Origin of the sequence: Agarivorans sp. Alg241-V36, from assembly GCF_900537085.1 — a bacterium.
Lineage (GTDB): Bacteria > Pseudomonadota > Gammaproteobacteria > Enterobacterales > Celerinatantimonadaceae > Agarivorans.
Genome location: NZ_UNRE01000003.1, coordinates 118,687 through 133,984, shown reverse-complemented (window position 1 = coordinate 133,984; position 15,298 = coordinate 118,687). Strand labels below are relative to the sequence as shown.

Sequence of the window (15,298 nt, the reverse complement as noted above, 5' to 3'; positions counted from 1 at the left end):
ATAAGCCCAGCTCATAATTGGCTATTTAGCCATTGCAGTAATAGCGCTTTGCTTGCGGTTTAGGTCGGCAAGTTGGGCGTCGATTACGGCTAGCTCAGCGGCTTTTTCGGCCTTAGATAGCTTGGTGTCGTTCTCGGTTACGATGCGGTTTTTGAACAATACCAATTGACGGATAGGCAATAGTTGAAGGTCGCTAGAGGCTTTGAAAGGGGCCCACTGCAGTGCTTCTAATACCGCTAGTTCTTGCGCGTCGCCAGAAGTGCCGTACTCCATGAAGAAGTCATATACTTCGCCTTTCACACTTTCTGGTAGGTTCTTACGCCATACGATTGGGTCTGAAGGGATAAGTGGTGATTTCCAAATAACCTTTAGCTGTTCGAATTTTTTTGGCGCCGTTACTTTTAGGCGGTCCATGTTTTCGGTATTACCCGTAGCAACATCTACTTGCTTGGCTGCAGCGGCTAAAGCGTTAGCTTCGTGACCTGAGTTCATGCTGCGTTTGAAGTCTGAAACTGAAATGTTGTTTTGAGCGAAGACGTAGTACGAAGGTACTAAGAAACCAGAAGTAGAGTTTGGATCGCCGTTACCAAAGGTAAGGTCGCCACGCTTGGCAATAACATCTTCTAGGCTGTTTAGCGGGCTGTCTTTGTGAGTAACCAACACGCTCCAGTAACCTGGGTTACCTGTAGCATCAACTGTTTGCGCGAAAATTTCGCCGCCAGCACGGTCTACTGCTTCCATGGCTGATTTGTTGCCATACCAAGCTACGTCTACTTTATCGAAACGCATGCCTTGAATGATGCCGGCGTAGTCTGGAGCAAAAAATGCTTTTACTTTGTAACCTGTTTTCTCTTCCATCGCTTCTAAAAACGGTGTCCAAGTAGTTTTTAAGTTTTGCTGAGACTCGGTAGAAATAATCCCAAAATTGATGGTGTCCATCGCTTTTTCAGCAGCTGAAACCATGGTTGAACTGAACGCTGTCGCAACAACTGCGGTTGCAAAGGCTGTCTGCTTGATTAGCTTTAACATGCCATCTATCTCCTTATTGAATGGGTTTAGGCCATCTGTGGCCAAAGTTGTGGTACTGCTTGGTCTTGGTTTTCGGTGTTGGTTAATTCGGTTTGCGAGCCATATAAGGCTGCGAGTTTGGCTTCGGTTAACTGCTCACTAGGCCCGTCGTAAAATACTTCGCCAAGTTTTAACGCCACAACTCGTGGGCAATAACGTTTGGCGTAGTCAACTTGGTGTAAGGTCACCACAACTGCGATGCCTTCTTGTTTATTAATGTCGGTGAGAATTTCCATCACGATGCGCGATGACTCTGGGTCTAACGAAGCAATGGGTTCATCGGCAAGGATAATTTTGGCTTGTTGCATCAGTGCGCGAGCTATCGCCACCCGTTGTTGCTGACCACCCGACAAGGTTGATACACGCTGTAAGGCAAATTGCTCTAAACCAACGCGCTTTAACGCGGCTAAGGCTTGGCGTTTTTGCTCGAAGGTGAATCGACCGCTAAGGCTGCGCCAGCTAGGTGTAGCGCTTAATGCGCCAATCAATACATTTTGCAGAACGCTAAGGCGTGAGACTAAATTAAACTGCTGGAAGATGTAGCCGGTTTGGCTGCGGCTTTTACGAACGGTTTTGCAAAACTTACCATCTTTCTGTACAGGGGTGCCCAGCACTTCGATATAACCTTTGCTGTTTTTGTCACTGCTAACCAAGCCATTGAGGTGGCGTAATAAGGTTGATTTACCAGAGCCAGAAGGCCCAAGCAACGCCACCATCTCACCTTGCTGAACATTGAGGTTTACGCTTTTAAGGGCGTGGTTTGACTCAAAGTGTTTGTTCAGCTGTTTTACTGTGATTACTTGATTGTTCATAAGCCGATCCTGCCGTTGTTTTGAACAATAAATTAGGCCTCGAATGTGACAGTCAGCTTATCTAGACATGTCAATTAGGTGACTTATTTGTGGCATTTTGATTGCAAAGTGAACGGAATCCGCTTACAAGTGCAGCGTAAAGCTAAAGAAAATATATTGATGAAAATGCTTTTTATAAATTATTTCAGTTAGTTGCCTTAGCGATTTAAACAGCCTTAATGAGAGAGTTCTGTTATTTTTTTGTAATGGTGTTTAGATCAACATCTTTGCTTGTTTGTCTGTTATAGTTCTGCGCAGTTTTCACAGGTATATAAATCATTGCTTAAAGCTTGCTGTCATTTTTTTATCGCCTTAATTTTCTCGGTGTGTACTTACACAGTGAGCGCTGGTGAGCACCTAGCAAACGATGATTCGCTATCTGGGGTAGGTATTAGCTGCTTAGTACAAGAGCCGGTTTCATCTGATGCTTGTCAGGCTGCATCGCAGTCTTTGCCCGATGAGCCGGGGCCGCTATTAAATACCCAATCAACTCAATTCTTTCTTTCAATCTCTCGGCGCGTAGTGAGCACCGATAATTGCGCCGACCAAGGGATTGCCCCTAGTTACTATTTGTTAGTGGCGTTTTTGCCGCCACCATTGTTAGCAATGGCTACGCAAGCCCAGCACCCAGAGCCTACTCAAAGCCATTGGACTGGCCACGCTAGCTCGTCTCCCTCTCGCTTATCCGCTTGGAAAGAAGCGAACACCCTGTATTCTCATATACATACCCGCACTACTTAGCTCTCTTTGCTCAGCGCTGTCTGAGCCTTAATAAAACTCACACTCAAATTTAGAGTTCATGCCTAGCATGATGCTCAGCTATGCCTTGGATTACCTTTCATTAAATGCTTGAAGGTTTTTGGGGTAAGGCTGTTTGGGGTGTGGCCGTTTACTTTTTGGAGAGTTTTCCATTGAAAAAATATTCACATAAGCCAATAAACCGTTTTGCCAAGTGGCAATACCTTGTGCTGGCCGTCACCTTGCTGGTGATGTTGTTTAGCGCTTTACCGTCGCTCTACGGAGAGCATGCCGCTCTGCATATTAACCACCGAGGACAGCAAGTAGATGCCTCTGAGATTCACCGCATTTTGGCGCAACAAGGTATTACTGCTACGCGGGTCGAGCAGCAACAAGACCGCACCGTTGTATTACTTGAGCATCAAAGTGAACAAGCAAGCGCAAAATCGGTATTAGTTAGCAAGCTTAGCGATAACACAACGCTTGCTTTAGCTATGGAGCCTGCAGCCCCACAATGGTTGTTGGATTTGGGCTTTAGCCCCATCGCATTAGGATTAGATCTTCGAGGCGGCGTGCAGTTTCTGCTGGAAGTTGATATGGCGCCGGTTTATCAAGCACAGGCTCAATCGCTTATCGACGATTTCAGCCGTGAAATACGCTCAAGCCGTGGCCGTTTAGTTGATGGCGGAGTGCAGATAAGCATACATAATGATGCAGATTTAGCTGCTGCTAGAACACTGATTCGCAATCAATTTGCTCATTGGGATAGCCGTACTAGCGGCAATACTTTTAGTTTGTCGCTGTCTGATGAGGAAAAATCCACACTTCGCAACCTAACAGTACAGCAAAACTTGCAAATTATGCGCGGCCGTATTGCTGAGTTAGGAATTACTGAAGCGTCTATTCAGCGCCAAGGTCTAGACCGAATTCGAATTGAGCTGCCTGGTGTTCAAGACCCCGCCGCTGCTAAGGATGTGATTGGTGCGACCGCGTCTTTGTCATTCCACAGCCTAGCTGAATCCGCTTCGCGTAATAGCCAAACCGTTCCAGATAAAAATGGAACAATGCTTGAGATAAACCGCCGAGCAATCTTAAGTGGCGAACATATTATTGACGCGCGTGCCGGAATGGGTGAGATGGGCGCTGCCGAGGTGAGCATTTCGCTCGATGCTAGCGGCGGCAGAACAATGTCGCAGTTTAGCCGCGACAATATTGGTTACCCCATGGCGACGGTGTATAGCGAATACAGCCGAGATGCTAAAGGTGAAAGCCAACAAATAAGCACGGTGATTAGCGTTGCCACTATTCAGTCGCAATTGGGAACTCGCTTTCGCATAACCGGTGCAGGCAGTATGCAAGAGGCGCAGGAGTTAGCGTTATTGCTGCGCGCCGGCTCCTTAACCGCGCCAGTGACAATCATTGAAGAACGTACTATTGGGCCCTCTTTAGGAGCCGAGAATGTAAGCAATGGCTTTGCCGCATTGGCGTTGGGCCTAGGTTTAACCTTGGCCTTTATCGCCCTGTGGTATCGCAAGATGGGCTGGGTGGCTAATTTGGCTTTATTGGCCAACATGGTGTGTTTATTTGGCTTAATTGCGCTGCTACCTGGAGCGGTTTTCACCTTACCTGGCATTGCCGGCATGGTATTAACCGTAGGCATGGCGGTAGATACCAATGTGCTTATTTTTGAGCGCATCAAAGACAAAATGCAGGAAGGGCGAACCTTTGCTCAAAGTATTGATAAAGGCTTTAGCAGTGCTTTTAGTTCAATTTTTGATGCCAACCTCACCACCATGATTGTGGCGCTAGCCTTATATACCATTGGCAATGGGCCGGTTCAGGGCTTTGCTGTAACTCTAGGTTTGGGGCTGTTAACCAGCATGTTTACCGGTGTGTTTTTATCTCGCGCCATCATCAATCTTGTTTGGGGGCGTGATCAACGCCGAGAGCTAAGGGTTTAATTATGACGATTTCTCATTCATTACTCACTCGTACGCGCTTTAGCATGTCGGCTATTTCCGGCATTTTGTTGTTACTTGCCATTGCTTTACTGGCAGGCAAAGGTTTGAACTGGGGTTTGGACTTTACCGGCGGTGTGGTGGCCGAAGTACGATTAGATCAGCAGCTAAAAGCCGCAGATATAAAGCCCATAGTGGACAAGGCACTGCAGCAAGATGTTCAGCTTATTGGCTCTAGTGAAGCTGGTCGCTGGACCTTTCGTTACAACCAAGTAGAAGACACAATCGTGAGCCTAGTCTCTGTGTTGGAATCTTCTAGTGCTTCGATTGAGGTATTAAACAGCAGCATTGTTGGGCCTCAAGTGGGTTCAGACATGGTAGAGCAGGGCGGCTTAGCGGTATTTGCTTGTTTGCTCTTAACCATGCTGTATCTAAGTTATCGCTTTGAGTGGCGTTTAGCCCTGGGGGCGTTGTTAGCACTTACTCACGATGTGGTGATTGTTTTGGGGATGTTTGCCCTAACCCAAATAGAGTTCAACCTTACTACCTTAGCGGCGGTGTTGGCGGTGCTGGGCTATTCACTAAATGACTCGATTATTATCGCTGACCGAACCAGAGAGTTGTTTAAAGCCAAACCCAATGAAGAGGCGAACTTGCTGATTAACGATGCGGTACGGGCAACCTTTTCTCGAACCTTGATTACTTCGGGAACCACCTTGGTAACGGTGAGTAGCTTGTGGTTGTTAGGCGGACCTGCCTTAGAAGGCTTTGCTATTGCTCTGTGTTTAGGAATTGCTTTTGGTACTTGGTCGTCGATATCTTTGGGAGTGACCTTTCCGCAGCTTATTGGTATTAGCCCAGAGCATTATAAAAAAGCAGCGCCGATGGCGGAGGAAGCCTTACCGTGAAGTTTTCACTTTTGATTGGATATAGATAAGAGGTGATGATCAATAGTAAGTATTTTTTCAACTAAAGCCTAGTCATTGTTAAGACTATAGAAAAGTAGAAACATCGCAGTACGAAAGTCGAGTTACGATGTTTCTATTACTGATAATGTTTAGTTATAAGCGGACTCAAAGTTAATTTCTAATGTTCCTTGGTTACTATGAGGAACTTTTTCGTTAGGAATTTTAATGTCAGAGAATGCCGCTGATTCTAAGAATTTGCGATATGCCGGATACGTTTCAGTGAAGCCTTCAATATCCTGCTGGGTAGTATAAATAACAACCTTCATTGCATTGTTTTTAGCCAAGGGGTTGATAATAAACTCTCCGGTCAACTTATCTTTATCGCTAGGTTGCATTGAAACATAGGTTAAATCTTTAGATGTATATTCAGCAACTATAGAATCATGTTCATCTAGAACAGCAATGTTGGGCACAAATATGGTCTTGTCGATAAACGTGGCGATTGTCATTTTAACCGGACCAGAATTAGGTGGGATCTCGTAACTTAAATTGGAATCAGCGACCTTATTTTGAGAGGGGTTTGAGCTAACATCCACTATCTCGTTAAAAGGTAAGCTAACAGGTTTTTGCTGCAACACCTCTGCAAGGGAGCTAGGTGAAATAAGTGCCGAAACAATAAAGATAAAGGTGGTATGTTTTTTAATTTTTTTTGTCAAAATGTTCATTAATACCTCTACTAAAAGCTGATTGTTACACGTACACAGCTTAATACATAACTAGGGAAAAATCAGTTAGTCTGCAGTGATTTACAGTTTAAATAGCTGTTTATAGGTATGTTTATAGGTATGTTTTTAGTAATCATTTAACGAGGTGAGTTGATAACTAGAAATAACTCATTGAATGCAATCCTGTTTCTACCGCATTTGGTCGGTTGTATACTATTAAATCACTTAACCCATAGCTGTAGGTTAAGTGATTATTTTTATCTATTTATGCTTGCTCTGCAGCGTCTTCGCCAGAAGTTTTAACTAGGAATAATCCACCTAAGATAGAAGCTATGCCAAATACAATAAAGCCGTAAGCTTTATTTCTTTCTGCTTCTAATGCGGCGTCTAAACCTAGACCACCTAACAAGTCATTTCCAGCACCGCCAAATAAACCGCCTAGCGCCTGAGCTTGCTGCTCTGCTACTGCGATATCATTTAGGCTAAAGCCGCCAATAGCTAGCAAAATCACGCCCAAAACTGCCACTACTATTCCTGCGGTTTTCTTTGTGCTCATAATTCAAATTTCCTTATTTATTAATAATTTGAGCTGAGAATATAGCACCGAGAAATGTAACCACAATAGCTTGGGTTTTAAGTGTTGCTTTAGCGAACGTTTATCTAAATCATCTAAAATGGAAAGGTTCTACTAATGATTTTTATGATTTATTTGTAATGGCTTGTGACGGGGTTTTTATAGATTTTAGTCATTGTTTCGCTTCGATTTTATAAAAAGTATATTTGGCTGGTTTTAATACGCTAAGTTTATACATCGTAGCTTTATAAATAAAAAGGAGAGACTCAAATTAAGAGGCTCGCCTTTGTATGGTTTACTTAAAGATAGCTTTTATTGCTCAGTGCAAAGCGCTTTAAGTACGTTTTCTTCTATCGCAACAGCGACACCGTCTTCTTTATTGCTGGGGGCAATGTAGTTGGCCATGGCTTTTATGTCTTCGTCGGCATTGCCCATGGCTACTGCTAAACCAGCGTATTGCAGCATGTGGCGGTCGTTGTCGGCATCACCGGCACACATTACTTGTGAGGCTTGTAAACCAAGAATATTCGCCAATTGCTCTACGCCGACACCTTTGTTGCTCTCGATATGTAAAAACTCTAAGAAGAAGGGAGCGCTGCGCACAACGGTATACTGTTCGCGCAAGCTTGCAGGTAAGTTGGCAATGGCGTTATCCAATACACTTTCTTCGGCAACAAACATAATTTTGGTAAGAGCGTCGTTGGCTTGAAGGCTAGCAAAGTCTACTTCGCTTACATCCATGCCGTTAATTGATGATTCGATATCAGTCCATGGATTGTGCTGCTGAGTAATCAGCCCATGTTCTGCTGAGAAAGCGTGAATGAATACACCTAATTGCTCTGCAACTTTAGCTAGCTCGGTACCGTCGCTACCACTTAGTGTGGTTTTGTGAATAACTTCACCGCTGCCAACTCGCTGTACCAGTGAACCATTATATGAGATGACAAAGTCTTGCTCACTGGTTAGCTCTAGTTGTTCCAGATACGGGCGCAAACCTTCTAGTGGACGGCCTGAAGCAAGTACCACTTTCACATCTGCTTGCTTAGCTTGCTGAATAGCTTGATAAGTACGAGGAGTAATTTTTTTCTCGTCATTGAGAAGCGTGCCGTCCATATCTAGGGCGATAAGTTTAATCATATTTGGGCAAACCTTAAGTCTGTGCGTAATGGCGTGTGAAGTACCCAGCGCGAGCTGGTGATAAATGAGCGGCGATTTTACACCAAAACTGTGACATTGGTGCTAATTAGATCAATCTTGTTTTAGCTTTCTACTCTGGGGCTGTTGATCTTTCGAGCTGATTTTTGCAACAGTTTGCGGCTTATTTATACAAGACAAAGGCTTTAATGTGCTGCTAGCTTGCATGAGAAGCCTAAAACGATTCTGCCTCGAACGAAATTTAATCGCGAAAGGTCAACCGCCCCTATAGCAATCGCTTAATAGTGATAAGCTGGAAGCCAATAGTCGACATCATCAAGGAGGTGGCAGTGTTCCACCAGATTAAAGAACAGCATGATATTCAACAGCTTGCCGAATTAGCCAGCGAGATATGGTTAGAACATTACACGCCGATTATTGGCCTAGAGCAAGTGAAGTACATGCTGGCTACCTTTCATTCTGCAACGCGCATCAAGCAACAAATAGCGGCGGAAGATTACTCATACTATTTCATTGAATCTGAAGGGAAATACGCTGGCTACTTAGGTGTGCAGCGACAAGAAGAGCAGCTGTTTTTAAGCAAAATTTATGTGCACTCTCAACATCGAGGCCAAGGTTTGGCTAAACAAGCGATGAACTTTACTAAGCAATTGGCCAAGGATTTCAAGTTGCAGCGTATTTCGCTGACAGTAAACCGACACAATCATGACTCTATCGCGGCATATCAAAAAATGGGTTTTGTTAAAGTGGCTGAGCAGTGTACCGACATTGGCCAAGGTTATGTGATGGACGATTGGGTGATGGCGCTTACACTCTAATTAATAAGAGAATTAACAGTCCCTAGGTTTACAGGAGTTAGCGATGAATAAGTCGCCGTTGCGCGCTCAGCTTGCTTGGCCCGAACAGCAAAGAGCGCAGGTTGCCAAGTTATATGAGCAAGCATTTGGTCAAAAATTTCGCTTGGCAGTGCCGGATCAACAGCAACGCATCACATTATTGGCTCAGGCTTTTCAAGCAGAGTATTCATTATCGGTGATTGACCAAGGTAAGTTGGTTGCGGTGGCTGGCTTTCAAACACCTAAAGCAGGCTTTACCAGTGGCATTGGTTGGCAAGGTTTAGTTGATTTGTTAGGCTATTTTAAAGGTGCTTGGGCCGCCATAGTGTTTAGCTTATTTGAGCGCAAAGCTAGCCAGCAAACTATGGTGATGGACGGTATTGTGGTTGACGAGTCTTATCGCGGCTTAGGTTTAGGCTCAATGTTACTAGATGGCATTATTGAGCAAGCGCGTACGCAGGGGTTCAGCAAGCTACGTTTAGATGTTATCGATACCAATCCGCGAGCTAAAAAACTCTACCTTAGTAAGGGGTTTAAAGTAGTAAAAACCGAAACTTACCCCTATCTTAATTGGTTACTCGGCTTTAGTGGTTCCAGTACTTTAGAATACATACTTGATACTGTGCCTACCGACCAAGAAGCCAATAAATCAATGACGCAACCCTCTGCCGAAAAGGCGCCCATGTATTCCACCTATGCGAATGAATACGACTTGGCAATTCGCGACAATGTGTTTAATGCCCATTATGAGAGGCCATCTCTGCAAGCTATGTTAGGTGACTTACAGGGCAAGCGTGTGCTTGATTTAGGTTGTGGATCTGGGGTTTACGCCGAATACTTGCTAGCAGAAGGCGCAGTGGTAACTGCCATAGACGGTTCAGCTGAAATGATTGAGCTGGTCAATCAAAAGCTAGCAGGAAAAGTTCGCTGTTATCAGCAAGACCTAGGCACGGGTTTACCTGAAGAAAGTGACGCCAGCTATGACATGGTTATTTGCCCGCTAATGTTGCATTACTTGGAAGATCTTAACCCCTTATTTACTGACGTGAAACGGGTGCTAGTGAGTGGCGGGCAGTTTGTATTTTCTACCCATCACCCGATGGTTGATATTGAGGCCAGCTCTAGTGGCAAATACTTTAACACCGAGCTCATTACAGAGCAGTGGGACACCGTAGGTAAGCCAGTTAAGGTGAGCTTTTACCGCAGGCCGCTTTCTGCCTTAATTGGTGCCATTACCAACAACGGAATGCTGCTAGCCGAGTTAAACGAAGGCAAACCTAGTGAAGCCTTAAAAACGCTCTCGCCAGAGCATTTTCAGCGTTTAAGTGAACACCCTCAGTTTTTGTTTATTAAGGCACTCGCTTAATTACAAAGCGCACAATAATTGATGCTTAAACTTCCAATCCAGCTGATTTAAATCTATTACTTTTATAGTTTCGAAAAAACATAACTATAAAAGTGATAACTGCAAGGAAGGGATTGTGAGAAACGTAATAATCTGTTTTATGCTGGCGGCTTTTGCGGCTGCCTGCTCTTCAACCAGTCAACCAGAATCTGAATCTGTCGCATTAAACAAGGTCAATGATCCAAACGCCTATAAAGAACAGATTGAAGTTAAGCCTCCAAGTAGCAGTCTGCCGGAGCGTTGGTGGGAAAGCGCCGTATTCTATGAAGTGTTTGTGCGTGCTTATTACGACTCTTCAGGCGACGGGCATGGAGACATTCAAGGTTTAATTAGCAAGCTGGACTATTTACAAGAGTTGGGGATAACAGGCCTTTGGTTAATGCCAGTGACAGAAAGCGAATTTAACACTAACGGCTACGATGTGAAAAACATCAGAGCCATTGAGCAAGATTACGGCAGCATGGAAGATTTTCAGCAACTAGTTGATGAAGCACACCAGCGTGGCATTGGCGTAATCATGGATTTAGTGGTCAATCATAGCAGCAGTGCTAATCCTATTTTTCAGGATGCGGTAAGTAATCCCAATAGCAAATATAGAGATTGGTTTATATGGGCAGATTCTGATCTAGGCTGGGGCCGCCCTTGGGATCGTTCTGCCACAGTGTGGCACCCTTCAGAACATGGTTACTACTACGGCTTGTTTTTCGACTTTTTACCCGATTGGAACTTCCGTAACCAAGAAGTGGTTGCCTATATGAAAGACAGCGCAAAGCTTTGGCTTAATATGGGGGTAGATGGATTTCGGGTAGATGCTGCTAGTCACCTAATTGAAAATGGCAATGGGGCTCAAGAAAACCAGCCAGACAACCACCTTTTCTATAAGGAATTTAGGCAGCTAATTAACCAATATCCCAAGGCGTTTATCGTTGCTGAGGCTCCGTTCACCGGCGATATGTACATGGGGGATGGCAGCAATGAGTTTCACTCTGCCTTTTGTTTTAAGTGCAGCCAAAAGCTAATTTATGGCGTGATAAAAAGCAGCAAGCGGGGAGTTCAAGCCTACCTGACCATGGCGAACAGCGCGCCAGCTGGCGCTAACTTTGCCACTTTATTGTCAAATCATGATCCCTTTGCTGGGGAGCGCACCGCCACTGCGATGAAAGGCAACCTTGATAAGGCGAAGTTGGCCGCTAGCCTAATGCTTACAGGCCCTGGGATCCCTTTTGTCTATTATGGCGAAGAGATTGGTATGACGGTTATTGAGCGCTCCTTAGTGCCTTGGGATGACGCGGTCGCGCGTATTCCAATGCAATGGGATAACACTGAAAATGCCGGATTTACCACAGGAACTACCTGGCGAAATGTAAATCCCGACTATCCGCAATTTAATGTTGCTCAGCAAGTCGAAGATCCTGATTCGATGCTAAAGCATTACCAAAAGGTAATCGCTCTGAGAAATCAGCACCCGGCATTAGCTAGCGGAGAGTTCGAGTTGCTTAAAACCACTGGCAATAGCAGTCGCCATTCGATTGCATTTTTACGTAAACACAGCGATGAAACCCTGTTAGTGGTGGTAAACCTTAGCGATGAAGAGGTAGTAGCTGGGGTAAAATTAGCGGGAACCAGTGTGGCTAATAAGCAAGTCCAACTAGGCAAGGAGTTGCTTAGTGGCCTTAAGGTAAGTGAACAAGTGACTGAGCAAGAACTTGAGTTAACGCTGCCAGCTTATAGTGTTGAAGTGTTTTCTTTAAGGCTGAAATAGCTAAGTGTTTATGTTGGTGATAAGAGGAACAAGGCCATTTAGCTAATGGCCTGCTTAACCAACTTTGCTTAGCCTTTTAGCTTCTGCTTCACCTTCTCTAACAGTATGCCTTTTAGTTGTTGAGTTTTAGGCTTGTTGTTTAAGGTCCATGGAATAGGTCTTACTTGTTCCATGGTTTTGAAACCTAAGCGGGCTGTTAATAACCCAGCGCCGATGCCCTGTGCAGCTTTGGCTGATAACTTAGCAGTGAGTTCTGCGCCCAATAGGTCGCTGCCTACATCGGCGACAACTTCGCTAGCCGCTGCGTAAATCATATTAGAGAATACTCGTTTGATAAGCCTAATTCGGCTTAAGTAACCGAGCTCTATGCCATAGATTTTGGCTACGGCTTCAATCATTTTAATGTTGCGCCAAAAGATAATCAGCATATCCACCAATGCTAAGGGGCTTATTGCAACCAGTACCGCCGCTTCGCTCGACCATTTGCTAATAACTTGTTTGGCGCGATTATCTAAAGGGCTGAGTACCGTTTCGCTATACAAACTCACTATTTCTTGACTGGTATGGCTGTCACTTAGCCAGTTCTTCCAGTTCAAGTATTCTTGGCTGTCGCTTAAGCCTTGTAATTTCGCCAGTTTTTCGCAGTAATCATGGGCTTTGCTGTTATCGTCGCTGGTTTGTTCTAGTAGCTGTGCGCCCATTTGATGTTCTTTTTGGTAGTGCTTTAAGCGACGTAGTTTGGCTAGCTCTCTAAAACTTATTGCCCCTAAACCTATTACAATGCTGGCTAGTACCGCGCTATAAATAGCCGCGCGAGTTGGCGAGCTTTGCCAAAGCTCACTCAGACTTAGTGCCATTTCGCCAAAGGCGATAATTAGCGCAGCACTAATGCCATACTTTAACCAAGGGCTGGCTTTTTTAGGCTGTAGTTCAATGTCTAGTGATTCTAACTGCTCTTGAGTGTTGTCTTGTTGCCAGTTGAGCTCGTCATCGAGTACTTGTTTGCTCGCCAACGGCGCAGGTTCGGCTTGCGTCTCAACTGCTTGTTCATTTGGCTTAACTTCGGTTTGCAGTACTTGGCGCTGCTTAATTGGGGTATTCATTTAAATTTATCTCCTAGCAAAAACTCAATCGCTTGGTCGATACGGTTATGAGGTAGAGCTTGATAAGGGCTGGTGCTTGGCGCTTGAAAAGGACTAAACTCGAAGCCTTGTTGCTGCCAAAAATCTTGCTTGGGTAACTGGCTAGGCACTTCTCCTGGAAACAAAGTGGTTTGCTGCTGAGTTTCTACGTCGCTTTGCAAAATGCCTTTAATCGCCGAAATGCTTTCGCCCTTGAGTTGGGCTTTACCACTTTGGGTGGCTTTGATTGAGGCTAAGGCCATTGTGTCGGTAGTAATCCCCTCAAACTTCACATGGCGTTTGCCTTCGGCAACCACTTCACTTAGCAATTGTACTAAGTTGTTGTGTTGATCGTTGCTCACGTGGTCGGCTTTAGTGGCGGCAAACAGCAGCTTGTCGATTTTGGGAGCAAATAAACGGCGCAGTAAACTGGTTTTTCCGTAGTTAAAGCTGTGCAGTATTTGGTTTACTGCTAGCTGCATATCGCAAAAACTATCGTGGCCGCTGTTGAGCGGGCTTAAGCAATCTACCAATACGATTTGTCGGTCAAATTTAATAAAGTGCTGTTGGTAAAACTGCTTCACAACATGTTCTTTGTAGTACTCGAAGCGTTGCTCCAACAAGCCTAAGTAGGATTGCTTACGTTGTTTTTTATCCTTGCTTGGGCTTTTTGCCAGCGCTACTGGTAGTGGGAAAAATGCCAACACTGGCGCACCGGCCAGTTCACCAGGTAGTACAAATCGACCTGGTTGAATGTGGTGCATGCCTAATTTCTGTTTGCATTGGTGCAAGTAGTCGGTGTAAGTGCTGGCAATGTCGGCCATGCGATTTTCGTCGGCAGTGCTATGAATATCTAATTGTTGCACCATGTCTTGCCAAGTTGTGGCGAGTTCAGCTTTACGCGAATCCCTTAAACTGCTTTCTATATGTTCGCACCACTGCGCATAGCTTTGCTCGAGCAGGGGCAGATCGAGTAGCCACTCGCCCGGGTAGTCAACAATGTCTAGGTTAAGCGTGGCGGTGTGGTTTAGCTTTCTCCACAGCATTGATTGTGGGGTGTATCGCAACTTAAGGCGTATTTCACTCACCCCATGAGTAGGCGAAGGCCAGCGTGGTGGCTGGCTTTGCAGTGCATCCATTCCACCTTGATAATCAAAACTAGCTACATGTAAGTGAGGCTGCTGAGTGCGCTTAGCACCTAAAAACCGATGCTCACGGGCTAACTTCCATAAGGGGAGTTGATGGTTTTCTGCACCCAATAACAATTGATTGACTAAAGAAGTGATAAAGGCGGTTTTACCTGCGCCACTTAAGCCCGTTACTGCTAAACGCATATGCTTATCCATAGTTAGCTTAGCTAGGTCATCGGCTTTAGTTTTAACGCTAGATAGTCGAGATAAATTCATTAATGAAACTGCAACCTTTTATGGGTGAACACGAGGGCCTGTTAGCCTTTCTCGGTGGAACTTTTTGTTCTAGGGAACATCGTTTTAGGCTCATTGCTACAGCGCTACTGGCTTCTCATGTTGGCTAGCTGCGCCTAAAAGCCTTTGTCTCGTACAAGTAGTCCAGCTAAGTGCTGTAAAAAAGAGCTCAAAACACCAACAGACCTTAATAATATCAGGGCGTATTGTGCATTATTCAAGCTAAGAGGTAATCCTCTGGCTGTAATTGGTTTTTGCCTAGGTCCTAATGTAACAAAGTTTGGCTGGTGCCAAGATTAAACTTTGTTCATCTAAGGGATGCTTAGCGTCTAGTGCGGTTTCCTCGCTAGCCTTTTGACCGCACCTTACTGATTTAATTTGATAGCGAAGATAAATAAAGGTGGGAATAAGGCGTTTAAGTTTAAAAAAGAAAGTAATTAGCGCTTGAAAATACTTATACATTTTAAAGTATTGTATTAGTAACCTTATTAAATAAGCAGTAAAAGCTTTATTTTTAATTTATTTGCTGATTTAACCTTAGGTAACATCAAATAACTTCCAGCTGTAATAAGCACTTGTGTCACACTTTAGAATATCTCTTTTCCTCGTCGTTGACACACTCTGATATGTGAGTAAATTACCTGAAGTTGATGTTTTGTTGATGTTGTCGGTATCGATAAGGCAGTAAACGCAAAGAGTTATAAACTCTCACTTAGCCACAAGGACCAGTGATGCAGCGATAAAATAGTGGAGATCTCCGCAATGCAGGTTTT

The 15,298-nt window shown here is 44.6% G+C and carries 13 protein-coding genes; 6 read left to right on the top strand and 7 right to left on the bottom strand.

The window, feature by feature from the left end; all coding sequences use genetic code 11:
• Nucleotides 1–21: 21 nt before the first annotated feature.
• Nucleotides 22–1,029, bottom strand: a complete 1,008-nt coding sequence (gene phnD / locus G6R11_RS08005) for a phosphonate ABC transporter substrate-binding protein (protein ID WP_163132555.1) — start codon at nt 1,027–1,029, stop codon at nt 22–24.
• Between the two features lie 26 nt (nt 1,030–1,055).
• Nucleotides 1,056–1,880 (bottom strand): phosphonate ABC transporter ATP-binding protein, encoded by an 825-nt coding sequence (phnC, locus tag G6R11_RS08000; protein WP_163132554.1) that lies wholly within the window; start codon nt 1,878–1,880, stop codon nt 1,056–1,058.
• 318 nt (nt 1,881–2,198) lie between these two features.
• On the opposite strand from phnC, the gene G6R11_RS07995 reads away from it, so the two are divergent.
• From G6R11_RS07995 to secF, 3 genes are all read left to right on the top strand, one after another.
• On the top strand, nt 2,199–2,660 hold the full coding sequence (locus G6R11_RS07995) for a hypothetical protein (RefSeq protein WP_163132553.1): 462 nt from the start codon (nt 2,199–2,201) through the stop codon (nt 2,658–2,660).
• A 104-nt stretch (nt 2,661–2,764) separates the two neighbouring features.
• Nucleotides 2,765–4,618 (top strand): protein translocase subunit SecD, encoded by a 1,854-nt coding sequence (gene secD, locus G6R11_RS07990; RefSeq protein WP_163132552.1) that lies wholly within the window; start codon nt 2,765–2,767, stop codon nt 4,616–4,618.
• A gap of 8 nt (nt 4,619–4,626) precedes the next feature.
• The gene (gene secF / locus G6R11_RS07985) at nt 4,627–5,523 is read left to right on the top strand and encodes a protein translocase subunit SecF (protein WP_205472741.1); all 897 of its coding nucleotides are present in this window, start codon (nt 4,627–4,629) and stop codon (nt 5,521–5,523) included.
• Nucleotides 5,524–5,672: 149 nt separating this feature from the next.
• Here secF and G6R11_RS07980 read toward each other — a convergent pair whose 3' ends face one another.
• The 3 genes from G6R11_RS07980 to yidA all read right to left on the bottom strand — a co-directional run bounded on the left by G6R11_RS07980 (nt 5,673) and on the right by yidA (nt 7,959).
• Nucleotides 5,673–6,248 (bottom strand): MalM family protein, encoded by a 576-nt coding sequence (locus tag G6R11_RS07980; protein WP_163132550.1) that lies wholly within the window; start codon nt 6,246–6,248, stop codon nt 5,673–5,675.
• A gap of 265 nt (nt 6,249–6,513) precedes the next feature.
• Nucleotides 6,514–6,804 carry a hypothetical protein gene (locus tag G6R11_RS07975; protein WP_163132549.1) on the bottom strand — a complete coding sequence of 97 codons (291 nt, stop codon included), beginning with the start codon at nt 6,802–6,804 and terminating at the stop codon, nt 6,514–6,516.
• A gap of 330 nt (nt 6,805–7,134) precedes the next feature.
• Nucleotides 7,135–7,959 carry a sugar-phosphatase gene (gene yidA, locus G6R11_RS07970; protein ID WP_163132548.1) on the bottom strand — a complete coding sequence of 275 codons (825 nt, stop codon included), beginning with the start codon at nt 7,957–7,959 and terminating at the stop codon, nt 7,135–7,137.
• Between the two features lie 347 nt (nt 7,960–8,306).
• Here yidA and G6R11_RS07965 point away from each other — a divergent pair, with 347 nt between their 5' ends.
• The 3 genes from G6R11_RS07965 (at nt 8,307) to G6R11_RS07950 (ending at nt 11,980) form a co-directional block, all read left to right on the top strand.
• Nucleotides 8,307–8,795 carry a GNAT family N-acetyltransferase gene (locus tag G6R11_RS07965; RefSeq protein ID WP_163132547.1) on the top strand — a complete coding sequence of 163 codons (489 nt, stop codon included), beginning with the start codon at nt 8,307–8,309 and terminating at the stop codon, nt 8,793–8,795.
• 43 nt (nt 8,796–8,838) lie between these two features.
• Nucleotides 8,839–10,179, top strand: a complete 1,341-nt coding sequence (locus G6R11_RS21770) for a GNAT family N-acetyltransferase (RefSeq protein WP_240352425.1) — start codon at nt 8,839–8,841, stop codon at nt 10,177–10,179.
• Between the two features lie 115 nt (nt 10,180–10,294).
• Nucleotides 10,295–11,980, top strand: a complete 1,686-nt coding sequence (locus G6R11_RS07950; RefSeq protein ID WP_163132546.1) for an alpha-amylase family glycosyl hydrolase — start codon at nt 10,295–10,297, stop codon at nt 11,978–11,980.
• Nucleotides 11,981–12,048: 68 nt separating this feature from the next.
• Here G6R11_RS07950 and G6R11_RS07945 read toward each other — a convergent pair whose 3' ends face one another.
• Both G6R11_RS07945 and G6R11_RS07940 read right to left on the bottom strand, forming a co-directional pair.
• Complete coding sequence (locus tag G6R11_RS07945; protein WP_163132545.1) at nt 12,049–13,083, bottom strand: YcjF family protein; 1,035 nt, start codon at nt 13,081–13,083, stop codon at nt 12,049–12,051.
• Entirely contained in the window at nt 13,080–14,507 is a 1,428-nt protein-coding gene (locus G6R11_RS07940) for a YcjX family protein (protein ID WP_163132544.1), read from the bottom strand. Before G6R11_RS07940 ends, G6R11_RS07945 begins: the two co-directional genes overlap by 4 nt.
• Nucleotides 14,508–15,298: the final 791 nt, after the last annotated feature.